Source organism: Paenibacillus sp. Marseille-Q9583, assembly GCF_976954365.1.
On sequence record NZ_CDRJTB010000021.1, the window covers coordinates 39,486 to 65,606 of the forward strand.

The window sequence follows — 26,121 nt, forward strand, 5'->3', positions numbered from 1 at the left end:
TGAGGTGAAGATGATGAGAATCTTAATCGTAGATGACAATCCGACTAATGTTATCATTATCCGTGAAATCCTGAAAAAAGAAGATTACCGAAATTTCATAACCGCATCCTCTGCAAAAGAGATGCTTACACGGTTGGGTATCGGTTCTGTGAGTGAAGATGGACGTCCTCGGATGTCAGATATCGATCTGATTTTACTGGATATGATGATGCCGGAAATGGATGGAATCGAGGCATGTCGTGTTGTACAGCAATACGAACACCTAAAGGATATTCCAATAATAATGGTTACAGCTGTTGGAGATTCCAAGAAGCTGGCAGAAGCACTGGATGCAGGTGCAGTAGATTATGTTACGAAACCCATTAACAAAGTGGAGCTGATGGCCCGAATTCGGCTCGCGCTGCGGTTGAAGCGAGAGAAAGATTGGCATAAGGAACGAGATCAGCGAATTCAAGAAGAATTGAGACTGGCCGCACTTGTTCAGAATGCTGTGTTGAGCTTGCCTCTTCAGGAAGAGAATTTTGAGGTCAATGCCATCTATCAGCCATCCTCTGAGCTTGCCGGTGATTTATACGCGTGGTACCCCCTTGGTGATGGCCGATATGGCGTGATTCTGCTGGACATTATGGGACACGGAATATCGTCATCTCTTTTTTGTATGTTTCTTGCTTCTGTGTTGAAGGACACGGTAACTACGTATGTAGAGCCGGAAAAGGTAATTCAGGAGCTCAATCGAAGGTTTAATCAGCTCTATATTGAGAAAAAGTTGATCCAATACTACTTTACGACCATTTATCTTGTGATAGATACCCGTATGAAACGTATTGACTACGTCAACGCCGGGCATCCACCTGCGCTATTTTTTGAAGGTGTGGCTAAGACTCCGGTCATGCTGGAAAGTAACTGTCACCCAGTAGGTTTGTTTGAACGGATTGATATTCAGCCACAGAGTTTAACCTATGAAGATGAAGGGCATCTAGTTCTTTATACAGATGGTCTATTGGAACTGGTTGAGGGCGAACAAGAAGAGCAGCTGAAATTTATGATTCAACATTTAAATGTTGAACATGAGTGGAACGAAGAAGCTATTCGAGCTGCTTTTTTCAATGTTGAGGTTCCTAAAGAGCGTGATGATGATAAGTGTATTGTGTGGATCTCACTGAAGAAGGGAACAGATAGAGAATGAAGATAAAGGCTAAACTCTTAATTGGCTTCAGTGCTTTGTTAGCGATTATGTTTGCACTTACGATGATAGGATACGACCGCTTAAATTATATGAATACCCAACTGGAAGGGTATCAGGATCGATATATGAAGGGGCGGTCTTCTTCAGGGATGCGTGGAGAAGTCAATGATATGGCACGAATATTAACCACGACCATGTTAAGTGCAGATGCATCATCGGTAGAATCTCAAAAGAATGAGATTGATAAAAAGATCACTAAAGCGAATGAGCACTACGAGAAAATAAAAGCGTCGATGACTAGCGCTGAAGAAATGCAAATGGTTAGTCAAATAGATGGTGCGTACACCACTTATTTAAATTATCAGGAAAAGGTATTAAAACTGCTGTCGGCTGGTTATTTTCAGAATGCTAGCACGTATTCCAACACAGAGGGACAAGCGATTCAGAATGCCGTGTTAAACGCTCTGAACAGTCTCTCTGATTATAATGCTTTTATTATGAATGAAGAGAGTACGAAGGCCAACGAAGCTTATAAAAGTTCGACTCAGATGGTAGTTCTAATGATGATTATGGGCTTACTTCTCGGACTTGGAGTGGTTCTATGGATCATCCCAAGCATCACTCGGGGGCTTAATGTCGTTTCGATGATGATTACCAGCTTTGGCAACGGTAGAGTGAGGGCCATACGGCGTATAAAGGTTACTACTAAAGATGAAATTGGTGAGGTTGCTCTTGTCTTTAAAAAGATGGCTTTAGATCTTGAGCAGAAGCAGCAAATGGAACAGGCCTATGCGCAAGCGCAGAATGACCAATCCTGGCTGAATGCGAATGTTGCTCAGGTGACGGAACTATTGCGAGGTGTTAGCTCCTTGGATCAGGTCTCACAGACCTTCATCAATGAGTTTACCCCTGTGCTGGGAGCACAGTTCGGAGCTGTATATTTAAAAGATGCCAATCGTCCTGACTTTTTACGAAGCAGTGGATATTATGCAGTAGATAATGATAAAAAGCCTAAGGAAGGCTTTGTGATTGGAGAAGGGCTCGTAGGACAAAGTGCGCTCGATATGCACCCGATCAGACTGGAAAAGGCTCCTGAAGACTATTCATCAGTTAAGTCCGGATTCGTGGATGCGCAACCTGGATATATTTCTATCCATCCGCTTATTTTTGAAGACGAACTGCTGGGCGTAGTAGAATTTGCTTCATTCCAACCTTTTAGCAGTTTGAAAAATGATTTGCTGCAACAACTCGCTAATAATTTGAGTATTATTTTTAATAATATTAGCCGTCGTTTGATCGTCGAGAAATTGTTGCGTGATTCACAAGCTCTTACGGAAGAGCTGCAGTGTCAGTCGGAGGAATTACAGACTCAGCAAGAGGAATTGCGTCGTTCCAATGAGAACTTGGAAGAGCAGACGGATGCGCTTAAACGTTCGGAAGAATTGCTCCAGCGTCAGCAGGAAGAACTTGAACATTATAATACGGAACTTATTGCCAAGACCCGCGCTTTAGAGGAACAAGTGCAGGAGGTTGAAGAAAAGAAAGATGAAATTGAGCATGCAAAAATTCAATTAGAGAAACAGGCCAAGCAATTATCTGTTACTAGTAAATATAAATCAGAGTTCTTGGCGAATATGTCTCATGAATTGCGAACTCCGCTCAACAGTCTCTTGATTCTGTCGCAGCTACTCACGGAGAATAAGGATGGCAACTTGTCAGAGAAACAGGTTGAATTTGCACATACGATTTATATGTCAGGTGCAGACTTGCTTAAGATGATTGATGAGATTTTGGACTTATCCAAGGTTGATGCTGGCAAAATGGAACTGAACCAAGAAGAAATTAAATTAACGGAGCTGAAGAGCTTTGTGAAGCAGAATTTTGCTCCGCAAGCGCTCAAAAAGGGACTTTCTTTAAAAATTACCTTTAATGAGCCACTGCCAGATAGTGTCATTGCCGATGGTCATCGGTTGAAGCAGGTGCTAAGAAATCTGCTTTCTAATGCCTTTAAATTTACGATGGAAGGATTTATTGAGTTCTCGGTTAGCCAAGCAGATGACAATCTTATTCCACTAGATTTGCCAGGTGAAGTTGATTATATTGCTATTGCTGTGAAAGATAGCGGAATTGGTATTCCGGCAGACAAAACTGATATTGTGTTCGAAGCCTTCCAACAGGTGGATGGAACTACCAGCCGTAAATTTGGGGGGACAGGCTTAGGTTTGTCCATTAGCCGTGAGTTAGCACGTTTAATGGGTGGAGCTATTGTACTGGAATCTCGTGAGGGCCAAGGTAGTACCTTTACTATGTATTTGCCAGTTATAGGGAATTATATTAAGCAGCAACCTGCAGTAATAGAAGCTGCTGCTTCTAGAGAAGATGCAACCTTCGAGGGGTATATTGGAGATATACTTCCAACCCTTGTACCAACGCAGGCTCATGCACCTATCCCACAATTAGTGATCGATGATGATCGTGATCAATTAACTGCAAATGATAAGGTTTTGCTTATTATTGAAGATGATGAGAGCTTCGCAAAAATACTGCTGGATATGGCTCATGGCCGCAACTTCAAAGGACTGGTAGCCCTCCAAGGGGATACCGGATTGCAGATGGCGAAGACTTATTTACCAGACGCGATTATTCTTGATATTCAGCTGCCGGTTATGGATGGCTGGACCATCCTTAGAGAACTAAAGAGTGCATCACAGACTCGCCATATCCCTGTCCATGTCATCTCTGTAAATGATGAAGTGAAGCAGGGGCTTATGATGGGGGCAATGGCTTATTTAAGAAAACCTTCTTCTAGAGAGGCGCTTGAACGGGCTTTCTCGCAAATTGAGAACTACACCTCCAGTACGTTGAAGTACTTGCTGATTGTAGAGGATGATGAGATTCAACGTCGTTCGATTATGGAATTGATTGGTCATGATGATGTGGCTATAACCGCAGTTTCAACTGGCGGGGAGGCACTGAATGAGCTGCGGAAGCAGAGATATGATTGTATGGTTCTAGATTTGATGCTTGAGGATATGACAGGCTTCGACCTGCTGGATCAGATTCGTGATGATGAGGAATTAAATGATCTGCCTATTATTATTTATACGGGTAAAGATTTGGATGGCAAAGAAGAGACGCAGCTGCGTAAATATGCGGAATCAATCATTATCAAGGATGTACGTTCTCCAGAGCGGTTGTTGGATGAGACAACGTTGTTCTTGCACCGGGTAGAAGCAAATCTTCCGGAAGATAAACGTAAGATTCTGCAGAAGCTTCATAATAAAGAAGAATTGTTCGAAGGAAAGAAAATACTGCTCGTCGATGATGATATTCGTAATGTCTTTGCGCTCTCCAGTGTACTCGAAGAGTATCATATGGAAGTGAAGTTTGCGGAGAATGGACGCGAAGCGCTGGAAATGCTGGTAGAGCAAGAAGATTTTGATCTTGTACTAATGGATATGATGATGCCAGAAATGGATGGATATGAGGCTATGCGCCGGATTCGTGAGATGCCACAGTATCAGAAACTGCCTATTATTGCGCTGACCGCCAAAGCTATGAAAGAGGATCGTGCCAAATGTATTGAAGCTGGAGCCTCTGACTATATGAAGAAGCCAATCGCAACAGGTCAACTTCTATCTTTAATGCGGGTCTGGCTGTATTCGTAACCTTAATATTGGGGTAATACTTTAAAAGAACTAACAAAAAGCCATTCTTCAAAAGTACGGCGTGTTGATAAGGGAGTCGGGATAACAATGAAAGCAACAGAACACGGTTATGAGGAGCAACCCGTTCTGGCGGGAAGTGACGAACTGGAGCAAATTGAGATTGAGCTGCTTCTTGATGGGGTACACCGTTTATATGGCTATGATTTCCGGAATTATGCGTTGCCTTCATTAAAACGACGCATTTGGCATCATGTTCATGCGGAGAATGTACTCACCATATCCGCGCTGCAAGAGAAGGTTCTGCATGATCGGGCTTGTTTTGAACGATTTGTCTACAGTCTCTCTATTCCTGTTACTGAAATGTTCAGGGATCCGGGATTATTTCTAACTTTTCGCCAGAAGGTAGTTCCTTTGTTAAGAACCTATCCCTATATTCGTATCTGGCATGCCGGATGTTCCACTGGGGAAGAAGTTTATTCTATGGCCATCCTGCTTCATGAGGAAGGGCTTTATGATAAGGCTCGAATTTATGCCACAGATATGAATGAGCGTTCTTTACAGCAGGCTAAGGAAGGCGTTTATGATATTAGCAGAATGAAGCAATACACAAAGAATTATTTGGAGGCAGGAGGTACTCGGGCATTTTCCGAATACTATACTGCGAAGTATAACTCAGTTATTTTACAACCTTATTTGCGCAAAAATATTATTTTTGCTGAGCATAATTTAGCTACTGACACTTCATTTAATGAATTTAATGTTATTTTCTGCCGGAATGTAATGATCTATTTCAATGATGAGCTTCGTGATCATGTTCACGGGTTGTTTCATGAAAGTCTAAGTCGCTTTGGAATCCTTGTTCTGGGCTCTAAGGAGTCCATTCACTTTACGAAATATAGCGATTGCTATGAATCTTTAGACAGAGTGGAGAAAATATACCGTAACATAAAATAACGCATGTAGGAGGGTGGTCCTATGGGGTTTCAAGAACCAATTCATATACTACTAGTAGACGACCGTCCTGAAAATTTGCTGGCGCTGGAGGCAGTGCTGGAGAGCCAGCATTACGAGCTAATTAAAGCTACCTCCGGTGAAGAAGCGTTGCGCTGTTTGTTAAGGTATGATTTTGCTGTCATTGTACTAGATGTACAGATGCCGGGTATGGATGGAATTGAAACTGCCAAATTGATCAAGGCCAGAGAGAAAACGAAGGATATTCCGATTATTTTTATCTCTGCTAATAGCAAAGAAGCGGAGCATTTATTCGCGGGCTATTCGGCAGGGGCTATTGATTATATGGTCAAGCCTTTCATTCCACAAATTTTGAACTCTAAGATACAAGGCTTTGTCGAAATGTACATCACTAGCAAGAAGCATCAGACTCAAACCATGCTGCTGCAGCAAAAGACGAAAGAACTGGAAATCATTAATAGTGAGCTTATCAAGGCAAAAGAAGAGGCGGAGATTGCCTCCAAAGCAAAGTCGGAATTTCTAGCCATGATGAGTCATGAAATTCGTACACCTATGAACGGCGTAGTTGGCATGATCGATCTGTTAATGGAGACGGATCTTACTTCTGAGCAAAAGGAATATTCGGAGATCATTCGGAAAAGTGCCGACACGTTGATTACGGTAATTAACGACATTCTTGATTTTACTAAAATGGAATCCGGAAAAATGGAAGTTGAAGAGCACTTATTTGAACTCCGAAATTGTATTCAAGAGGTGTTCAGCCTCTTCTCGATAGAAGCGGGAAAGAAGAACCTGGAGCTCGCTTATTTTATTGATCAGAAATTGCCTCGTCTTTTATATGGGGATATGGCTCGTTTACGCCAAGTTTTAATTAATCTGATCGCTAACGCAGTTAAATTCACAAATCAAGGTGGAGTCTATCTAGTCGCCTCGATCAAGAGTGTTGCGAATCATAAGATGGAAGTTGAATTCACAATTATGGATACGGGGATTGGCATTTCTCCGGAGAAATGTGACCGATTATTTGAGCCCTTTTCGCAGCTTGATTCTTCCATGACACGGAAATATGGGGGAACAGGTCTGGGACTAGCTATATGTAAATCTCTTGTCGGAATGATGGGCGGAGAAATTCGGGTAGAATCGATGGAGCAAAAAGGAGCTACTTTTATCTTTACGATTCAGGCATCCATGCCAGGAGAAGATTTGATAGGTGGATATCAAGAAGAGGAATCCACGCATCTTGTTCCCAATCAAGAGGGGAGAAGTAGAATCCTTGTTGTGGATGACCATCCGATTAATCAGCGTCTAATGGTCAGCATGCTGGATAAGCTGGGCTATGCGGCCGATATGGCTGAAGATGGTCAAGAGGCTGTGGAGATGGCGATTAAACATCCTTATGATTTTATCTTTATGGACCTTCAAATGCCAGTGATGGATGGCTTAGAGGCGACCGCTCACATTCGTCGAGAGGGTGGTCCTGTTGCCGAGAAGACCATTATCATTGCAATGACGGCGAACGTCATGGAAGGGATTCAGAATCGCTGTAAGGCCTCTGGAATGGATGATTATATCAGCAAACCGCTGAAGATGAGTAGTATAAAACAAATTATTTCTCGATATTCTAGCAACGACAATGTATTAGTAGAACCTGATATGTCTATTTTCCAAGCGTAATCTAGTATTTACCAATCCGTTTTTTTAACATTATCTGATTCAAAGGTATATCATTAAGGTTATTAATAGAGAAAATATTTGTTCAGGAGAGATCGTCTAATGAATACGCATAAAAGTAACAAGTTCCATGCTAAGACAGAAACCAAAGGGAATGTATGCACAGTTTTCCTGAGTGGTGAACTTGATTTATCAGTGGCTTCCGATTTCCGCCTGGTTATGGAGCCACTTGTGGGAGATTCCAAACTAGATTTAGTTATTAATCTAAAAGAATTAAAATACATCGATAGCACAGGGATTGGTATTCTACTTTCGATCCTGAAATCAAGACAAGGAATGGACGTTAAGTTTATGGTTGAGGATGTTCCTCCACAAATTCAGAAACTGTTTGACATGACTGGTATTTCCAAGTTTTTTGCCTCCCAAGAGAATTCCCACTAGGAAAGGATAGAACAAAGAATGAGTGATGATGTGCAAAAAGTAATTCTTCAGTTGCCTGCTAGCGCAGAGTATGTGGATATTGTTAGGTTGAATTTATACGGCATTGCCTCGAAAATGGGTTTCACCTATGAGGATATAGAAGACATGAAAGTGGCAGTGTCAGAGGCATGTAACAATTCAGTATTATATGCTTATGGCCAAAAAGACGGAATAGTAGATGTTATTTTTGAGGTAGAGGAAAGCTCCTTATCCATTACAGTCAAAGACGAAGGGGAGAGCTTTGACGGCTTGGACAAGTCTAATGATCGTATGACACTGCACGATAAGGAGTTAAGTGACGTTCAGGTTGGCGGGTTAGGGTTCTACTTAATGCAAGCGTTGATGGATGACGTAAGTGTCGTAAGTGAAGCCGGAAAAGGGACGGTGGTAACTTTGAAGAAGCACCTTAATTTTAGCGAGGAGAAAGTATGAGTGACAAAGTGACTCCCCCCGAGTCCATGAATGAAGCAGTCACCCAAATTTGGGAGTATCAGCAGACCAAGGATAACGATCAGGCGACGTTGCTGATACAGAAATATGAGCCTATGGTGAAAATGGCTGCTGGGAAAATTTCCCGTAATCGCCCCGACTTGTATGAGGATTTATATCAGGTCGGGCAAATGGCGCTCATCCGGTTACTGCAGCAATATGATATCAGTCTCGGAATCCCTTTTGAGCCCTATGCGATGAAAAGCATGATTGGACATATGAAGAATTATTTGCGTGATAAATCTTGGTACATACAGGTTCCTAGGCGGATTAAAGAAAAAGGAGCGCTTGTTCAACACGCGATTGATGAACTTACAGTGAAGCTTGAGCGTTCTCCTGCGGTCGATGAGATCGCTCATTATCTTGATCTGTCGGTTGAAGAAACTGTAGAAGTACTGGCAGGCAGAGAATGTTACCATTACGTATCTCTAGATTCACCGCTTTCCCAAGAGGAGACTGGAGCTACGCTAGGGGAGCTTATCAGCTCTGATGCCAACGATTATGAGACTGTAGAGAAACGAATGGATCTGCAGCAAGCACTAGGACAATTGAAGGAGCAAGAGCAGCAAGTGTTGCTGTTAGCCTTCCAAGATGGTCAATCCCAGCGGGCAATCGCTCAGAAGCTGGGGGTTTCACAGATGAGCGTTTCACGGATACAGAAGCGGGCTACTGAGAAGTTAAAGCAGATTATGGCCAACTCATCCTATTGAGCTCCTTTATGTGTAATATACATTCCCTGGATTTGAATTCTACTGTTCGACGATAAGGACATGCCTATCTCCGTGCCTGGAGAATAGCATGTCCTTTATTTGTGTTCCACAAGGGGGAGCGATGATAGATGGGTGATAGGTAGCCCAGTTGTTAGCTGTTCGCATCGATGTATTTTTTGATCTCGCCAAGGTACTCACCGATCACGGGAACATCAAGAAATAGGCTAAGAATGTAGCCCAGAACACCAAGGACTACGAACGTTCCGAGAGATAGGCCGAGACCTCGGGATATACCGGCCATCAAGTTTGTGATAATTCTTTTTTTGGGATCGGAGTAGTTATCAAGGATGTCCTTAAATTCTGACTTTTCTAGTGAGTCAGCAATCTTATCCAGACGATTGTTTAAGCGTTTGACCTCATGCCGTAATTCGAAAGGATGTTCATCAATTTCATATGCTTTTGTTTGGTGATTTGATTCTCCCATGGAGTACCCCTGCTTTCTGTAGCCCGAACGGGCATTCATTAAGGATCTATTCAATCAGATAAAAATTTATATAGGGTATAACTAAACAACAGCCAGCTGTGGACAGCTGGCTGTTGTCGGATGAAATGATAGCTGTATTGTGCCGCAGATTAGTAACTGGATTTATAGGAGGATTTAACATCCTCTTTCGCATCTTTAGCCTCATCGGCAACTTCTTTAGAGGATGCTTTGGCTTCGTCAGCCACTTCTTTAGAAGCGTCTTTAACATCCGAGGCTACATTATTTGAGGCTTCACTTACAGTGTCACCAATTTTGCTGCCTGCTTCTTGAAGGGTAGCGGCAATTTGCTGCTTGCTGTCACTGACAGTAGTGTAGATATCAGAGGCTTTGACTGAAACCGTACTAGCCAGATCGGTTGCTTTTTCACCTACCGTTGTGGCAATGGCTTTGGTCTTGTCAGTTACGACACCAGCAACTTCTTTGGTTTTGTCAGTCGCAAGCGTAAGTTTATCGGACAGATCACTGCGCATTTCTCGACCAGGCTTTGGTGCAAATAACAGGGCTGCTGCAGCACCTATTAAGCTACCAATAAAGATGCCTTTGAAAAAGTTGCTTCCGTTTTCTACTTCATGCTCTACTTTATGTTCTACGTTACTCATCACCAATCACTCCTTATAAGTTATCTTACTTCGTATTTAAACTTTGGCGTATAGGCTGAAACAATTGATGAGCAAGGCGAAGATGGCGAGGGACTCCTGTTGGACTATTTATTAACCGCTTGGAGTACCGCATAGCCGAATTCGGGCAGATCCAGATGTAGTGATGATGTTAATTTTTCTGTTCGCTTCTGCGTCTCTAGGTTTACCCATATAGCATCCATCCCGGGTACAGGAATGGTGGCGTCGACTAACACCTCTTCATTGTTGAGCACGATTAAAAAGCGGTTATGTTCGTCCCACCGTTCATATACAAGCAGCCTTGGGTGGTCCGGGATCTCCAGCGATTTAAAGCCGCTACTACGGAACGCAGTATGGGACTTACGAAGACCGATCGTCCAGCGATAGTATTCGAACAGTTCCCTGTTCTGTTTCTGTTTGTCCCATTCCATACATTTACGATTATCTGGGTCATATTCACCTTCCATACCGATTTCATCGCCATAGTAAATACAAGGTGCTCCCTGAAAGGTCATTTGGAACAAAACGGCCAGTTTTAATCTTCGGATGTCACCACCGCAAAGGGTCAGGAAACGAGTTGTGTCATGGCTGTCTAATAGATTAAAAGTGGCCTCTGTAATTTGCTGCGGGTAATTCGCTAGCATAGTAGCAATCGATAGAGAGAATTGTGAAGCATTGATTTGTCCGTGAGCGAAGAAATTAATCTGAATATTGGTTAGTGGGTAATTCATAACGGCATCAAATTGATCGCCAAGTAGCCACGGCAAGGAATCATGCATAATTTCGCCAACAAGATAGGCTTCTGGATTAATGCTTTTGATCGTATTACGGAATTGTCGCCAGAACGTATGAGAGACTTCATTCGCGACATCAAGCCGCCAACCGTCTACACCGATTTCCTCAATCCAATAACGACCAACGTTCAACAGATAATCTCTGACTTCAGGATTCTCAGTGTTGAATTTTGGCATGATAGGCTCGAATGCAAATGTGTCATAGGTGGGAATTCCGTCGATGACTTGTGGTGGCCACACACGCACATGAAACCAATCGGCATAACGGGAAGAGCGCCCGTTGGTGAGCAGATCAACAAATGGCGGAAAGGTATGGCCGCAATGATTAAAGACACCGTCTAGAATGACGCGGATACCTTTGGAATGACAGGCGTCGACAAGTTCTTTTAGCAAAGCGTTGGTTCCAAAATGAGGGTCCACCAAGAAATAATCCTTTATATCATATTTATGATTGGTGGTTGCCTCAAACAGAGGATTGAAATAGATGGCGGTAATGCCCAATTCACAGAGATAATCCAAATGATCTAGTACACCTTGCAAGTCTCCTCCGAAGAAATTCCGGGGACTCGGCGTACCGCCCCAATCTAGCGCATCTGCCGGATCGTTAGTAGGATCGCCATTTGCGAAACGCTCCGGAAAAATTTGATAAAATACTGCATCCTTCACCCATGCTGGAGGGGAGTGTACATCTTCACGGTTCAAGAAAGGAAAGTCGAATAAGCCCTCATATATTATGATTGGAGGCTCTAAGAAGAAGCCTTTTTCCAAATAATAAAGAACCTCATCTTTGTTATAAAGTGCAAAATAGTAAGTGAGTCTGCGATAAACAGGACGGACCGCAGCCTGCCAATAATCGAATAAGCTGTCAGAAGCCATGTGCTGCATGGGAATAACCTCATGGGTTTTGTCCCAACCGTATTTATCTCCGCAAAAAAGATCAATCTGTGACACGTTATCCCGTTTAGTTCTTATGCGAATATGCAGTGTAGACTCATCGTAGGCATATGACCAATTCTGCCCCATGCGATGATAAACGGCTTCTTGTTGAATCATAATCAATTTCCATCCCTTCGCGGCCTGTAAACGCAAAAAAGGGCCAACCTCATGATAATCAGAGGTTGAACCCTTGGCGGTTTCATTGCCTTTAAATTTTGTCTGAATCTTATCATACCCCTCAAGATTAAAGCAAGAGATTATTTCACATGAATTCACAATATGGAATATTTAGTATGTAGTTAAAAAAAGGAGAAAATATAAGGAAAAACAAGAAAAGTGCTATAAAATCACCCCATTTGGATCTATACTCTGATTGCAATCCAAATTATGGGTATTATAGAATGAGGGCGAACGAACTTGATTTTTCTTAATACGCAAACAAATTAAAGGCACTGTTACCTAAAAGGTACAACCTCGGCACTTTGTGCAAATGAGGTTGTACCTTTTTTGCATGCTCTTTTTCTATGCGTGTTAGGTCTGATCACTTATGAATAAAGGGGAGATGAGCAAATGAAGAAGAGTAAACGATCTAAAATGCAAGCGGTATCATTTAGTTTGACCCTAAGTCTGCTGTTGGCATTGACCGTTACGGCTTGCGGTTCAGGCAATGGGAACTCTACGGCTCAGCCGAATTCAAGCCCGAATTCCACAGTGAACGAGCCGGGGGGAACTACAAATGAGACGAATCCCGCCGAAGAGGAGCTGAAACCGGAAGCTGGGGCCGAATTAACGGTCTGGGAAGCCAAGGAGCAGGTTGAGTACATGAAGCAGTTAGCCGCTGATTTCGAAAAAGAATACGGCGTTCCTGTCACGGTTGAGGAAATGGCGGGCGGCGATCAGGGAACAAGGTTGGCGACGGATGGCCCGTCCAAACTAGCCGCCGATGTGTTGACTCTTCCGCATGATCAGATCGGTCAGGCTGTCAAAGCGGGATTGCTTTTGCCAAATGATGTGTTTGAGGAAGAAACGAAATCAACTATGGTGGAGACAGCTATTCAGGCATCGACTTATGACGGTATCCTGTACGGTTATCCTAAATCGGTGGAGACCTATGCGCTGTTCTACAACAAGGATCTGATATCCGAAGCTCCAAAAACCTGGGATGATGTGATCGCTTTTGCCAATACGTACAATAAGCCGAAAGAGAACAAATTTGCGATCATGTGGGAATTCGTCGGGTATTACAGCTATCCATTCATTGGCAGCTTCGGCGGATACATTTACGGTGACAACAATACGAATGTCAAGGATATCGGCTTGAATAATGAAGGCACCGTAAAAGGATTTACTTTTCTCCAGAGCTTAAAAGGAATCCTGCCATTGAATGCAGGAGATATCACCTATGACGTTAAAACCCAATTGTTTCAGGAAGGCAAGCTGGCAATGAACATCGACGGGCCATGGTCCATAGCGATGTTCAAGGATCATATCAACCTTGGAGTGGCACCTCTTCCGAAGGGACCTGACGGTCAAGACAGCATTTCTTTTTCCGGAGTTAAATCGTATTATGTTAATTCCTATACGGTATATCCGGTCGCAGCTCGCCTGTTCGCACATTTTGCAAGCAGCAAGGAGAATCAGCTCAAGAACTTTGAAATGACGGGTGCGATTCCTGCGAACATTGAAGCCGGAGAAGCGCTGGTAATCAAAGATGATCCGATTATAAGTGGATTCTTCGAGCAATTCCAACACTCCGTGCCGATGCCTTCCCTATCGGAAATCAAATCCGTCTGGGAACCGCTAAAGGCAGCATTTGTATCCCTGTGGAACGATCCGGGTCTTGATGTTAAGCAGACGCTCGATAAGACTGTATCAACGATTCAGGCCGATCTGGATTCGAAGTAAAGGACAGGTGATTTGAGCTATGCACAAAAAAACAGGTGCAGCGCTACTCTCGGCTATTATTCCGGGACTGGGCCAGTTCTTCAATCGACAGTGGCTGAAAGGATTAGTATTCCTGCTGGTGGGGTCTGCTGGAATCTATTTTATTGCTCATGATCTAATGGGGTATTTGCAGGGGTTGATCACACTTGGTGAATTTCCAAGCCGTATGGTCAAGGTAGGTAAATTAACCCGGATGGTGGAGGGGGATCACTCCATTTTTATGATGATCAATGGTCTGATGTCATTGCTGGCGCTGCTGTTTTATACAGCTTTTCATTTACTGAATATCAGGGATGCCTTTCTAGTTGGAGCTGCGCGGGACAGGAATGAGCCCATTCATTCATTCGGTGAATCGCTCAGACATATGGGGCGTAGAAACTTCGCCTATCTTGTACTAGCGATTCCTTTTGTGGCAGTGGTTTTTCTGACGATATTGCCGCTTGTTTTTTCGGTGCTACTGGCGTTTACGAACTATGCCGACCCGATTTTACCGCCTGCGCATCTAGTAGAATGGGTGGGGTTCGGTAATTTTAATAAAATGCTAAGTTTGGATGTATGGAGTTCAACCTTTGGCGGAGTGCTGACTTGGACACTGATCTGGGCGATTATTGCTACTGCGACGACTTACATTGGAGGTGTGCTCATCGCTGTACTTATTCACCAGCCCCGTGTTCGGTGGAAAAAGCTTTGGCGTACACTGCTGATCGTTCCCTTTGCTATTCCTAATATGATTTCTCTGCTCGTCATGCGGAATATGTTCAATAATCAGTTCGGACCGATCAATAGTTATGTAAGAGCTCTGGGATTGGAGGGGGTGGCCTGGCTGACTAATCCTTTCTGGGCAAAGGTCACCGTAATTTTGGCTAATATGTGGATCGGAATTCCGGTTACTATGATTCTGGCCTTTGGGGTACTGACAACGATTCCAAGGGATATGTACGAAGCTGCTGAAGTAGACGGAGCTGGGGCATTCTACAAATTCCGAATGGTTACACTGCCTATGGTGCTGTTCGCGACCGCTCCAATCCTGATCATGCAGTTTGCCGGTAACATTAATAGCTTTAACGTCATTTACCTGATGACCAACGGAGAACCGGTTAATCCGAATTACCAGTACGCGGGTCATACCGATCTGCTGGTGACTTGGCTCTACAAACTGGCGCTTAACCAATCGCAATACAGCTTTGCTTCCGTAATCGGGATTGTCATATTCCTGTTGGTCGCGACCTTCTCCATCTGGAGCTACCGCCGAACGCGATCCTACAAAGAGGAGGATATGATTGCATGAAGCCAAAACTGACAGAAGCGTTTAAAACGATTGGAAGTCATTTTCTACTGATTGTGCTCAGTTTTATTAGTCTTTTTCCAGCGTTTTGGATTATTATGTCTTCATTCAAGACGGGAAACAGTTTGTTCAGCGACTCGTTGATTCCTAAAAATTTCACGTTCATTCATTACAAGGAACTCTTTGAGCAAACTAAATATTTGATTTGGTTCATGAATACACTAAAGGTTGCAGCGCTGTCTACGCTACTTGGCACTTTTCTGCTGCTGTTGACTTCGTATGCCATCTCTCGCTATCGGTTCACGGGCAGAAAAACGACACTGACCGCGCTTCTAGTTCTGCAAATGTTTCCGGGATTCATGGCTATGATTGCAGTTTACGTGCTGCTGAACACGCTTGGGCTACTGAATTCCCATTGGGCACTTGTGCTTGTATACAGCAGTGGCGCCATTATCACCAATGTGTTTGTGGCTAAAGGTTTTTTTGATACTATTCCTAAAAGTCTGGAAGATGCTGCGCGGATGGACGGGGCGAGTCATATGAAAGTTTTTCTCTCTATAATGATCCCGCTGTCCAAACCGATGCTTACCTATGCCAGTCTTATGATATTTAATGGCTGCTTTGTGGATTTCATATTCGCGGACCTTGTATTGCGTACGGAAGAGACGAGAACGCTCGCTGTCGGGCTTTTCCGGATGGTGAATCAAAGCAATTCGACCGAATTCACATTGTTCGCCGCCGGAGCGGTGCTGGTTGCTCTCCCGGTCACGCTACTGTTCATTTTCCTTCAGCGTTTCCTGGTGGACGGTCTGACCGCGGGTGCAAGTAAGGGTTAATTCGATTTGCGCTCCCATTCTAGAGCAGTACTGAATTCTATAAAAACCACTTCCTTTTCAGAAGAGCAAGAATCTGAGGCGGAAGTGGTTTTTTATTTTAAAAGCTTCATTTATGTTCCTGTCATTCAGGATTTATTGCTGATGGAATTGATTTTGTGTGATTTCTAAAATCTTCTTGGTGTGGAGAGGATTGAAGAATGATGAAAATAGGAGTAGAATTCCTCATGGAACTAACACTTAAGGGAGTTTGTGATGTACAAAAAATCCCCGGAGCACGGGGTTATTTTCTAGCATTTATTAAATGTAGAATCCTAATAAATCCTTGTGAGTTATAGAGCAGCAAAGAGAAAAGAGGAGAGTTACCATGGAAACAGTATTAGTACGAGAATATCGGTCAGATTTGCTGGAATGTGTCCATAGCGGACATATTGCTATTGTAGGAGAACACGGGAACGTAAAGGGCTATGCAGGTGATCCTGAGTTTGTATCCTTTACCCGTTCTGCGGCCAAGCCACTTCAGGCTATCCCAGGCATTCGTGGAGGAATCGTGGAGCATTATGGTTTTACACCCGCTGAGGTTGCCCTAATGACTGCGTCTCACCGAGGAGAGAGCTACCATGTTGCCGCGCTAGAGAGTATTTCCTCCAAGATTGGGATCGATGAGCAACAAATGATATGTGCCACTAGCTATCCACTGGATTATACGAGTAGAGAGAATGCCATTCGCGGCGCGGGCAAAAGAAAGTTCTATCATAACTGTGCGGGCAAGCACATGGGGATTTTATCGTATAGTAAGCTCAAAGGACTACCACTTGAAGAATACTCTCAGCCGGAGCAAACGGTTCAGCGTGAAATTATAGATACGATTGCTTATATGGCTGGTGTAGCACCAGACAGTATTGGTCTAGGTACGGATGGATGCGGTCTACCGGTATTTGCCATGCCTTTGACAGCCTTGGCGACTGCGTATTTGAAATTAGCCAATCCTGATTTAATTGCTGACGAGGCAACTCGTAGAGCGGTCACTACGATCACTGCGGCCATGAATGCTCATCCGGAGATGGTTTCTGGGTCTGGACGCCTTGATTCAATCCTTTTGGAAGATGAAAATATTATTGCTAAGGGTGGATTTAAAGGCGTGTATTGCTTCGGGTTGCGCCGCGAGCGACTGGGCATTGCCTTCAAGATTCTGGATGGATCAGAAGAAGAGTGGGGACTTATTGTACAGGGGATTTTAGATCAGATTGGATACAGTCAGAAAAATACTTTGGAAAAGCTACGTAATGCATTTTCAGGTGTGATCTACAATGATGGTGGTACACGGGTAGGTCATGCAGATACAGAATTTCAGCTTCATTTCATGAAATAGGAATTTAAAAAGGAGCCCCTCGCTGCGCATCCATCTCGGATTCGCAGCGAGGGGCTCCTTTTGTAAACGAAGAACAATTATTTCTGACGTAGACGGCCGAGTTCGGAGACGAGCGCTTCCACCTGAGAAATACTGAGTCTATCGCTGCCCATGGCTACCTCATAGACATCGAAGATATCTTCATATTTATCTACTGAAAAAGCGGAGGCTTGCATTGCAGCAGCACTTGCCATCTTCAGTTTGTTCTTGATGGCCTCGATCATATATTCAACATTTTCCTGACTAGGTTGTGTTAAATCCATAGGGTTATTAACATCCTTTCTGTACACTGATTCATGTATTTTACCATGATTGTGAGCTTGATCACCATTTTTTTGTCGGGCTCACAGAAATCATGTTAAATTAAAGGCATGAAATCAAAAATATCATCGAAGGGAGGAAAGGTATTGGCAATTAGAGAACAGGGAAGCGGTAAACGAAGCAAAATGGACGATGTAGGATTGGTGTCCTTTTTTATGGAAATTGCAGCGCTGCATTCAGCTAAGAAAGTTACCTTTCTGTGTATCGGAACGGATCGATCTACAGGTGATGCTCTCGGTCCACTAACAGGCAGCAAACTTCTGGAATATGGCTTTCCACACGTAATCGGTACGTTGCCATCTCCTTGCGATGCAGATAATTTGGTGGCCAGAGTCGCTGAGATTCCATCTGAGCATATCATTATTGCTGTGGATGCTTGCCTAGGACCTCCAATAGCTCTTGGATATTACTTCGTTTCGAATGAGCCGCTTCAGCCAGCACAATCGGTGGGGGTATGCCTTCCTGCAGTGGGACATTATAGCTTGGCGGCGATTGTAGATATCAACGGTCCCAAGCCCTATCGGACGCTGCAGACGACTCCACTACATAGAGTTATGGTTATGGCTGAACAAATTGCCGCCGCAGCAGCAAAAGGGTTTGGAATTGGGCGTTAAGAATAGGATGCCGGTTTCAAGGAGAGCTGTTTTGCTTAATAATAGATATTAGTTAATATATCTTAGTATTTTGGAAAGAGGGAAGCAGCCATGGAAAGAGTACGTTGTGACGGAAGCAATATTTGCTACAGTGATCAGGGGAAAGGCGAGGTTATTGTATTACTGCATGGCTTTTGCGGAAGTGCTGAATACTGGGAACAAATCATTCCCATCTTAAGCAGCGACTACCGAGTGATTGCTCCCGATTTACGTGGTCATGGAGCTTCAGAGGCTCCACTAGGCCCCTATACTATTGAACAAATGGCAGACGATGTTCTGGGCTTGTTAGATACACTAGAAATTTCTGAATGCACCATGCTGGGACATTCTCTTGGTGGGTATATTACACTTTCGTTCGCGCAGCGGTATGCCTCTCGATTGAAGGGCTTCGGATTAATCCATTCTACTGCATATCCGGATAGTGAAGAAGCTCGGGAGAATCGATTGAAAAGTGTCAGCAGGATTCAAAATGAAGGCATTACTCCTTTTGTGGACAGCTTCGTCCCAGGGATTTTTGCTAAAGCAACCGCTTCTGCATCACCGCAGCTGCTGGAGCGAGCCAAAGAAATTGGTTACAAAACACCTCCACAAGGAGCAGCGGGAGCTGCACTGGCGATGCGCGAGCGTCCGGATCGGCGTGATGTGATCACAGCTACCACGTTGCCGGTACTACTTGTTGCTGGCGAGCAGGATGGACTGATTCCTGCGGAGCGCACCTTTACTTCGGATAAACCAAATATAACGCAAGCTACGATTTCTGGAGTGGGCCACATGAGCCTCTTTGAAGCTCCTGAACGGTTAGCTGAGGTTATCAAGGAATTCACCCAAGCTACGGTTAGTATTAACAGCCATTCGTGATCGCTGAAATAATTAATTCAAGAAGAGGCAGCTCCGCGTCAAAGTAACTGGCGTGGGCTGCCTCTTTTTTAGGAGATATTGAAACTTACGGATTCCCAATCCGGCAAAGATAGCTATGGTTGTTACGCCGCCAATGAGGAACGGCATTTAATTTCAATAAGTAGAAGGATTCTAGTCATTATTTTTCCCGTAATTGCTGTAGTGGCATAGCGTAGTGCAATGGTTTAAGATAAATGAATAAAACACATATAATACCTAGATACAAAAGCTTCGCAGTTACAGTATGGAAAAGGGGGAAGTTCATGTTCCGAAGAGACTATATTGTCCGAATGATCGAAGATATGACGGCGATGGTTGCCAAGGTTCTAACGCTGAAGCAAGAGCGAAAGACAACGGAAGCCTTATGGGAAATTGATGAGCTATTGAACCGACATTTTCCGCTGAACTCACGTCTTTTAAATTCACTATCTGTAGAAGATATTATAGATATGTTCCGGTTTAACGGTGTATTGGAGTCAGATAAGCTTCAAGGTGTAGCTAAACTGCTTAAGGAAGAGGGCAGCATTTATGCTGCAAATGGCGATCATGACGCAGCACTATTCAGAAGTATGAGAGCACTGCATTTATATTTGTACGCAGATTTGCACGGCGCTGATCGAGGAATGCTGCAGATGACGGAGGATATTAATGAACTTCTGGAGGAAGTCAAAGCGTATCGGCTTCCAGCCAAGACGGAACGGCTGCTTCTAGATTATATGGAGTCAATCGGACATTATAGTAAAGCGGAGGACAGTCTGTATCGACTATGGGAGCAGGGGGAGGATGTCTCACTGGAAGGTGATGAGCTGTACAGACGGCTGCTGCTTAAATCACCGGAAGAATTGGAACAAGGCTCGCTTCCTATCCATGAAGTGGAACAAGGATGGAAAGAGTGGCGCCGAATCACAGAAGTTCGGAGGGAGTCGGAAGCCTAATGAATACTCCTTTATTTATTGTCGATGCCTTTGCAGGAAAAGCATATTCAGGAAACCCGGCAGCAGTATGCTTGCTGAAGCATCCAGTCGACGAGGCATTTATGCTTAAGACAGCAGCAGAAATGAACTTGTCAGAGACGGCATTTCTCTGGCCCGAGAATGATGGATATCGCCTGCGCTGGTTCACGCCCAAGGTTGAGGTTAATTTATGTGGCCATGCTACTCTAGCGAGTGCACATATATTATGGGAGCTGGGATTGCTGGATTCAGAGGTGGAAGCTAGATTTTATACACGCAGTGGGTTGCTTAGAGCTTCTCGTGCGGATGACCTCATCTCACTGTACTTCCCGCCTTATGAGCTTAAGTCTTCTCCTACAATTCCGGCTCTTATAGAAGCACTTGGTATTACAGAAGAAAATGTGGTAGAAACTATGCTATATGCTGACAATGTACTTGTACGGCTCGATCAGGAATCCCTAGTTCGTAAACTTAGCCCAGACTTTGGGGCTTTATCCCGGCTTGAAGAGCGAGCCTTTGCGGTTACTGCAGAAGGCTCCATCGAAGGCATTGATTGTGTGTCACGGTTCTTTGCACCGAAGATGGGGGTAAATGAGGATCCGGTCACAGGCTCAGCGCATTCTGCGCTAGCACCTTTCTGGGCTAGTCGACTTAACCGTACGCAGTTGACCGCTTATCAAGCTTCCGAACGAGGAGGCTTGCTTCAACTTGAGGTAAGCAAAGATCAGATTAAGATGTCTGGCCGAGCAATAACTATTGTTAGTGGAGAGCTGCATGTGAAGCCCTGCTAGGATAACTCTTGTAGAGCCGTGATATAATGGAACGATGATGGTTAGGAGACAATGATTCTCCATTTTTAATCCCGAAAGTGAGATGTGCGTTGTGGAATCTTTAAAAGCTCTTATTGAACAACTGATTAATGACCGTACCTTGATTATGGCTACCTTAAGCCAAGTACGTAACAAAGGGGAGACCTGTACGAAGGTACAGATTAAACCTGTCGAACTAAAAGGTAAGTTGCATTATCAGTTTGCGTCCTATATTGGTACAAAGGTTGAACATCGCAACGTACCGGCAGAATTAGCAGCGGAGGACATGACCCTTTTATTTAGAGAATCATATCGCCAAGGCTTGTTATGCACGGTGGAAGCGGATTATCAGGTGCTGATTAGCAAAAAATTCAAAGTATCCATCCTTACCAAGTCTCCAAGTAAAAAAGAAGAGCCTGATCTGGCACACAACCGCCGCAAGCGTTATGTGCTGGAGGATGGAGAACCTGTGCCATTTCTTGTGGAGCTTGGCATAATGAACAGAGAAGGAAAAGTGCTGGCCAAGCGGTACGATAAGTTCCGGCAGATCAACCGTTTTTTGGAGATGGTTGAGGATGTGCTTGCCGATCTGCCAACGGGACGGCCATTAACGATTGTTGATTTTGGCTGTGGAAAATCGTATTTGACCTTTGCTCTTTATCACTATCTGACCGTCCGCAAGAAGCGGCAGCTTAATATTATTGGACTTGATTTGAAAGCGGATGTAATTGAGCATTGTAATGAGCTTGCTGCGAAAATCGGTTATGATCACCTGAAGTTCCTTGTGGGTGATATTGCCGAGTACGATGAGCTGGATCAGGTAGATATGGTTATAACGCTTCATGCTTGTGACACGGCTACAGATGCTGCACTCGAAAAAGCAGTACGTTGGGGCGCCTCCGTCATTTTGTCTGTGCCTTGCTGTCAGCATGAATTGTTCGCGCAGATTGAGAATGAAGTAATGAGTCCGATGCTGTCGCATGGGATACTTAAGGAGCGTTTCTCCGCCTTGGCTACGGATGCTATCCGTGCCAAATTGCTCGATATGATGGGCTATAGCAGCCAGCTGCTGGAATTCATCGACATGGAGAATACACCGAAGAATATTTTAATCCGCGCCGTTAAAAGCTCGGGTGGTGATAACTCCGTCAAATGGCGTGAATACACCGCATTCCGTGATTTTATAGGGGCGAAACCTTACCTTGAGCGCGTATGTGCTGACCTGCTTCCGAGTGAAAGTTCGGTGGAGGGGTAGCTCGAGCAATTTTCCCCATCTGGCGGGATTCTCGAAAAATAGTTGTACATTATGCAATTACATTAGGACGAAGTAGCGAATATCAGAGGTCAGTTGCACTCTTTGCAACTATCAAGCTTTTTTGATGAGAATTGGGACGGTACAGCTCTTTCGTGGAGAGGTATCGTCCTTTTTGCATTCTAGTTTTGCGAAGGGGAAATGTGGAAAGGATAGAGATAACTTAACGAATATAGGGGTATCTAAATGGGGAGCGTTAACAGAGAGCGGAGTCTGGATTCAATAATCGTATATTATTTTAGTGCAGCCTTAGTCATCGCAGCCGGAGTAGGAGCTTGTTTGCTGCGTGGATTTTTTTTTACAGAGGAGATGTACCTCTTTCTGACCCTATGGTATGTGATGGTTTCTGCGGCTTTGCTTTATTTGTACATTGGAGTAGGCAAGTGGAGAAGTAGCGCAGGGGGAGGAAGTGGAGTACGTAGAGCTTTGAAAATAATGTTGACGGCACCTTTAATAGTTCTATCACTCTATCTGATTCATTGGCTAAGAAATCCTCTTTCGGCACAGGGAACAATGAATGAAATATTACGATGGGGCTTGTATGCTAGCTTTGCATTTTTGGTTTGTTTTTGCGCGTTGAATCGTGTGGGGCGTCAGCTTATCATTGCTGCGTGGTCTATTTTGGGCATGTTCTTAAGCATAAGTGCTTTGTTGGCAGTGTGCGGGGTGGTAGAGTTACCTTTCGCTATAGCTTACAGCAATTCATCGGAAGTAAGCATTACAGGTGCCAGATTAGCAGGGGTGCTGGAATATCCTAATGCCTTTGGTGCTGTGATGGCTGTTTTTCTACTGGAGCGGCTGTTTGCTGTCGCTGCTTATTATGAAAGACCTCAGAAGAGTGTGAGGATGTCGCCAGCAGGAGGTTGCGATGTTGGGCGAGAGTCTGAAAAGACAGGGATAGAGTATACCGGCTGGGGACATGGGAGTGAAAAGAATGGGTCAAAATGTGTAGAGGTGAGACGGAGGAGTAACAATACAGGCTCAAAGTGCGTAGAGGAGGAGCGTGGGAGTGAAAAGGTAAGCGTAAATGTAGTAGATGGGTGCGTAGGAGTGGAGCGGCGAGAAGCGGGAAATACGGCCGCCGCGCTGCTGCGCTTGCTGCCGCTGTTCCCGTACGCCGCCGCGCTGCTCCTCAGCGAGTCGCGCGGCGCGTGGCTGACGGCGGCTTGCGCCTGCGCCGCCGTCTTGCTCTGGAAGCGGCAGCTCATCGCGCCGCTTCTTGCCGCTGGCGCCGCGCCCGTGGTCGCCGCGGCGCTGCTCTACCGCCAACTGGCCCGTGCCGGGTTGGCGGTAGAGCCTTTGCCCGGCCTGCTGTTGCTGGCCGGGCTTTGGGCCGGCGCGTTGCTAGCCGGCCTATGGCTGTGCCGCCGCCAGCGCAGCGCGGCGGGCAGTGCCCGAGCCGCCATGCTGGCATTGGCGGCAGCAGGTTGGACGGCGGCGGGCACCGTCGTCCTCCTGCACGTGCGCGAGCGGATCACCGGACCGTCATCGACGGTATCCGCGCGTGGTCTATTCTACCGCGACGCCTGGCGGCTGGCGGTAGAGGCACCTTGGCTGGGGCGCGGGGGCGAGACTTGGCGGAGTTCATACCTCGCCGCCCAATCTCGCCCATATGTTGGCAGCCAAGTGCATAACGGTTATCTCGACATCCTGTTGAACCTAGGATTTGTCGGCCTGGCAGCCATACTGCTTATGCTGCTAGCAGCAGGCTGGCTGCTGGCTAAGAGATCGCCGCGTCTGCTACCGCCATTTTTGGTTATCGTTTTGCATAGCGCAGTCGATTTTGACTGGAACTATGGATTGATCTGGCTGCTGCTTTTTTGGCTGCCAGCACTTGCCCTGTCTGAATATGAGCAGAAACATCAATCTACGAATACCCGCACGTCCATAAGTTTGCTCACTACTCATTTCGCGTCCGCGAATCCGCTAATAAATCACTCGACATCCGGGACCCTAAGGCCGACTCACTCAGCGTCCGCGAACCTCGGTACCACTATCCCTGCATTCGCGAGCCTGTCACATCCATATCCCCGCCGACTATTCATCACTGTCGCCTGCTGTCTTTGTCTCATGCTATCTGTATTGTCCCTTCATGCCGCACAAGGAGTGAGGTACTACCGGCAAGCGGTTCAGACGGTTGATCCCTCGGTGAAGGTAGATTTGCTAGAGCAATCACTAGCGTGGAATCCCCAGTCTCCTAAAACAGCTGTAGCATTATCCAGGTTACTTACGGGTAAACAGAGCGTGAGTATACTCCAGCAGAGTTTGCAATATTCTCCGGAGAATGCAAGTTTAAACTGGGAAATGGCTAGACGATGGATGTACAGTGATGATCCGGGAGCTGCATTATATTGGATACGCCGAAGTATTCAGCTTGATAAATACAATTCTGTTAAGTGGGTCAAAGGGATTGAAGGCATGCTTATGATGGGCCGGAAAAAGTTAGCGGAAGGGAATCGAATGGAGGCCATAAGCTGTATTGCCTCAGGGAACGAGCTTCTGCGGGAGTATAAAGTGTTGGCAAAATACGAGGCAAGTAAAGGTGAGCAGCATAATGACCGGAAGTTCCAAATAACAGAACAAGCCGACGACTTGAGTCGACGGCTTAGTGTATTGGCTTCACGATTTTAACTGACGTGAAATGATCCAAGAGTACAGAACAGGAACGAGAATAACAAGCACAAGTGCCGTAATAATAAGGGTCTGAGACAAGACGCCGCTCAAAAAGGCTCCTCCAAAAATAAGCAGACCGCCGATCATCCACATTCTTCCGGAAAGACGATGTGTTTTTCGCCAAACCTCTGGGCTAGAGAGCGTCCATGCTGTGCGAACACCGAACAAATAATTATCTTTTACCTGTGGCATGTAGTTGCCGAGCGCAATAAGCATCAATCCTAGGGCTCCTATAGCAATTTTACCCACATTAATATCTTTACCCAGACCGTAAGCAACCGTGAGCACGAGCATGAGATTAAAAAGCACCCCAATAGCGAGTCTGCTCATAGCATAGGCATTTTCGAACTTCTTATAATTTTCCCGTTTAGGATCGATGCTACGTGTGAATTGCATGATCAGCGGAAGCACAATACCCAGGATTCCGAACATAAAAATAGCTATGTTTTTATCCCAATACCGGTTGACTTTACCTGTAATTCCCCACTGCGCGGGCAACTCCTGTGGCAGCTTGCCGTAATTGATTAAAGCATAAGCTAATGAAGCTAAACCTAATATTACAATCAGTGTATCTTGCCATCTCCATTTAAAATCCTTCATCATCAATCAGCCTCCTTCTCAGAATCCATATCCTGACGGCTTTGTTTTCCGTCCAGTGATTTGCTTCCCGTCTCCGTTTGCTTTCCCGTGCCTGTTAGCTCGAGAAACCAGCCAAGAACCTCTTCGAGAACCGTCGTATTTAATGAATACATAATGAATTGACCTTTTCGTTCATCCTGAACGAGATCGGCATGCTTCAGTGCATTCAGATGATGAGAAATGCTCGGCTTTGACATGTTGAAAAAATCAGCAATTTCACCTGCGGTTCGGTCCTTCTCCCTTAGTAACCGAATGATTTGGCGACGGGTAGGGTCAGCTAGTGCTTTGAAAGACTCATTCATATTCCACCCACCATTTCGATAT

Annotated in this window: 23 protein-coding genes; 17 read left to right on the forward strand and 6 right to left on the reverse strand. The window is 44.9% G+C overall.

Annotated elements, in window-relative coordinates; translation table 11 throughout:
- Positions 1-13: 13 nt before the first annotated feature.
- The 7 genes from ACWNM1_RS12290 (at position 14) to ACWNM1_RS12320 (ending at position 9,176) form a co-directional block, all read left to right on the forward strand.
- Positions 14-1,186, forward strand: a complete 1,173-nt coding sequence (locus ACWNM1_RS12290) for a SpoIIE family protein phosphatase (RefSeq protein WP_449601162.1) — start codon at positions 14-16, stop codon at positions 1,184-1,186.
- Positions 1,183-4,854, forward strand: coding sequence for a response regulator (locus ACWNM1_RS12295; protein WP_449601136.1), 3,672 nt, complete (start codon positions 1,183-1,185; stop codon positions 4,852-4,854). The genes ACWNM1_RS12290 and ACWNM1_RS12295 overlap by 4 nt, the downstream gene beginning before the upstream one ends.
- An 87-nt stretch (positions 4,855-4,941) precedes the next feature.
- Positions 4,942-5,808 carry a CheR family methyltransferase gene (locus tag ACWNM1_RS12300; protein WP_449601137.1) on the forward strand — a complete coding sequence of 289 codons (867 nt, stop codon included), beginning with the start codon at positions 4,942-4,944 and terminating at the stop codon, positions 5,806-5,808.
- 21 nt (positions 5,809-5,829) lie between these two features.
- Positions 5,830-7,500, forward strand: a complete 1,671-nt coding sequence (locus ACWNM1_RS12305; RefSeq protein WP_449601138.1) for a response regulator — start codon at positions 5,830-5,832, stop codon at positions 7,498-7,500.
- 99 nt (positions 7,501-7,599) lie between these two features.
- Complete coding sequence (locus ACWNM1_RS12310; protein WP_449601139.1) at positions 7,600-7,938, forward strand: STAS domain-containing protein; 339 nt, start codon at positions 7,600-7,602, stop codon at positions 7,936-7,938.
- An 18-nt stretch (positions 7,939-7,956) separates the two neighbouring features.
- Positions 7,957-8,409, forward strand: coding sequence for an anti-sigma B factor RsbW (gene rsbW, locus ACWNM1_RS12315; RefSeq protein ID WP_449601140.1), 453 nt, complete (start codon positions 7,957-7,959; stop codon positions 8,407-8,409).
- Positions 8,406-9,176, forward strand: a complete 771-nt coding sequence (locus ACWNM1_RS12320; RefSeq protein ID WP_042131042.1) for a sigma-70 family RNA polymerase sigma factor — start codon at positions 8,406-8,408, stop codon at positions 9,174-9,176. Before rsbW ends, ACWNM1_RS12320 begins: the two co-directional genes overlap by 4 nt.
- A gap of 151 nt (positions 9,177-9,327) precedes the next feature.
- Here ACWNM1_RS12320 and ACWNM1_RS12325 read toward each other — a convergent pair whose 3' ends face one another.
- The 3 genes from ACWNM1_RS12325 to ACWNM1_RS12335 form a co-directional block, all read right to left on the reverse strand.
- The gene (locus ACWNM1_RS12325; protein ID WP_449601141.1) at positions 9,328-9,660 is read right to left on the reverse strand and encodes a DUF5665 domain-containing protein; all 333 of its coding nucleotides are present in this window, start codon (positions 9,658-9,660) and stop codon (positions 9,328-9,330) included.
- Between the two features lie 149 nt (positions 9,661-9,809).
- Complete coding sequence (locus tag ACWNM1_RS12330) at positions 9,810-10,319, reverse strand: YtxH domain-containing protein (RefSeq protein WP_042191844.1); 510 nt, start codon at positions 10,317-10,319, stop codon at positions 9,810-9,812.
- A 104-nt stretch (positions 10,320-10,423) separates the two neighbouring features.
- Positions 10,424-12,184 (reverse strand): alpha-glycosidase, encoded by a 1,761-nt coding sequence (locus ACWNM1_RS12335; protein ID WP_449601142.1) that lies wholly within the window; start codon positions 12,182-12,184, stop codon positions 10,424-10,426.
- A gap of 453 nt (positions 12,185-12,637) precedes the next feature.
- Between ACWNM1_RS12335 and ACWNM1_RS12340 the strand changes: the two genes are divergently transcribed.
- From ACWNM1_RS12340 to ACWNM1_RS12355, 4 genes are all read left to right on the forward strand, one after another.
- Complete coding sequence (locus ACWNM1_RS12340; protein WP_449601143.1) at positions 12,638-13,972, forward strand: sugar ABC transporter substrate-binding protein; 1,335 nt, start codon at positions 12,638-12,640, stop codon at positions 13,970-13,972.
- 19 nt (positions 13,973-13,991) lie between these two features.
- The gene (locus ACWNM1_RS12345; protein ID WP_449601144.1) at positions 13,992-15,299 is read left to right on the forward strand and encodes an ABC transporter permease subunit; all 1,308 of its coding nucleotides are present in this window, start codon (positions 13,992-13,994) and stop codon (positions 15,297-15,299) included.
- Positions 15,296-16,132, forward strand: coding sequence for a sugar ABC transporter permease (locus tag ACWNM1_RS12350; protein ID WP_149644890.1), 837 nt, complete (start codon positions 15,296-15,298; stop codon positions 16,130-16,132). Before ACWNM1_RS12345 ends, ACWNM1_RS12350 begins: the two co-directional genes overlap by 4 nt.
- Before the next feature lie 364 nt (positions 16,133-16,496).
- The gene (locus tag ACWNM1_RS12355; RefSeq protein WP_149644891.1) at positions 16,497-17,501 is read left to right on the forward strand and encodes an asparaginase; all 1,005 of its coding nucleotides are present in this window, start codon (positions 16,497-16,499) and stop codon (positions 17,499-17,501) included.
- Positions 17,502-17,578: 77 nt separating this feature from the next.
- Here the strand turns inward: ACWNM1_RS12355 and ACWNM1_RS12360 are convergent, their stop codons facing one another.
- Positions 17,579-17,803, reverse strand: a complete 225-nt coding sequence (locus ACWNM1_RS12360; protein ID WP_042191840.1) for a DUF1128 domain-containing protein — start codon at positions 17,801-17,803, stop codon at positions 17,579-17,581.
- 144 nt (positions 17,804-17,947) lie between these two features.
- Here ACWNM1_RS12360 and yyaC point away from each other — a divergent pair, with 144 nt between their 5' ends.
- The 6 genes from yyaC (at position 17,948) to ACWNM1_RS12390 (ending at position 25,116) form a co-directional block, all read left to right on the forward strand.
- A complete protein-coding gene (gene yyaC, locus ACWNM1_RS12365; RefSeq protein ID WP_231573347.1) occupies positions 17,948-18,475 on the forward strand; it encodes a spore protease YyaC in 528 nt (175 codons plus the stop codon).
- Positions 18,476-18,565: 90 nt separating this feature from the next.
- Positions 18,566-19,372, forward strand: coding sequence for an alpha/beta fold hydrolase (locus ACWNM1_RS12370; protein ID WP_449601145.1), 807 nt, complete (start codon positions 18,566-18,568; stop codon positions 19,370-19,372).
- Positions 19,373-19,674: 302 nt separating this feature from the next.
- A complete protein-coding gene (locus ACWNM1_RS12375) occupies positions 19,675-20,346 on the forward strand; it encodes a DUF6483 family protein (RefSeq protein ID WP_449601146.1) in 672 nt (223 codons plus the stop codon).
- The gene (locus ACWNM1_RS12380) at positions 20,346-21,155 is read left to right on the forward strand and encodes a PhzF family phenazine biosynthesis protein (RefSeq protein ID WP_449601147.1); all 810 of its coding nucleotides are present in this window, start codon (positions 20,346-20,348) and stop codon (positions 21,153-21,155) included. The genes ACWNM1_RS12375 and ACWNM1_RS12380 overlap by 1 nt, the downstream gene beginning before the upstream one ends.
- 82 nt (positions 21,156-21,237) lie before the next feature.
- Positions 21,238-22,428, forward strand: coding sequence for a class I SAM-dependent methyltransferase (locus ACWNM1_RS12385; RefSeq protein ID WP_449601148.1), 1,191 nt, complete (start codon positions 21,238-21,240; stop codon positions 22,426-22,428).
- A 243-nt stretch (positions 22,429-22,671) separates the two neighbouring features.
- Positions 22,672-25,116, forward strand: coding sequence for an O-antigen ligase family protein (locus ACWNM1_RS12390; RefSeq protein WP_449601149.1), 2,445 nt, complete (start codon positions 22,672-22,674; stop codon positions 25,114-25,116).
- Here ACWNM1_RS12390 and ACWNM1_RS12395 read toward each other — a convergent pair.
- Both ACWNM1_RS12395 and ACWNM1_RS12400 read right to left on the reverse strand, forming a co-directional pair.
- Positions 25,105-25,761: an SdpI family protein gene (locus ACWNM1_RS12395; protein ID WP_449601150.1), complete on the reverse strand. Its 657-nt coding sequence runs from the start codon at positions 25,759-25,761 to the stop codon at positions 25,105-25,107. The genes ACWNM1_RS12390 and ACWNM1_RS12395 overlap by 12 nt on opposite strands.
- Complete coding sequence (locus tag ACWNM1_RS12400; RefSeq protein ID WP_449601163.1) at positions 25,761-26,099, reverse strand: autorepressor SdpR family transcription factor; 339 nt, start codon at positions 26,097-26,099, stop codon at positions 25,761-25,763. Before ACWNM1_RS12400 ends, ACWNM1_RS12395 begins: the two co-directional genes overlap by 1 nt.
- Between the last annotated feature and the right edge of the window lie 22 nt (positions 26,100-26,121).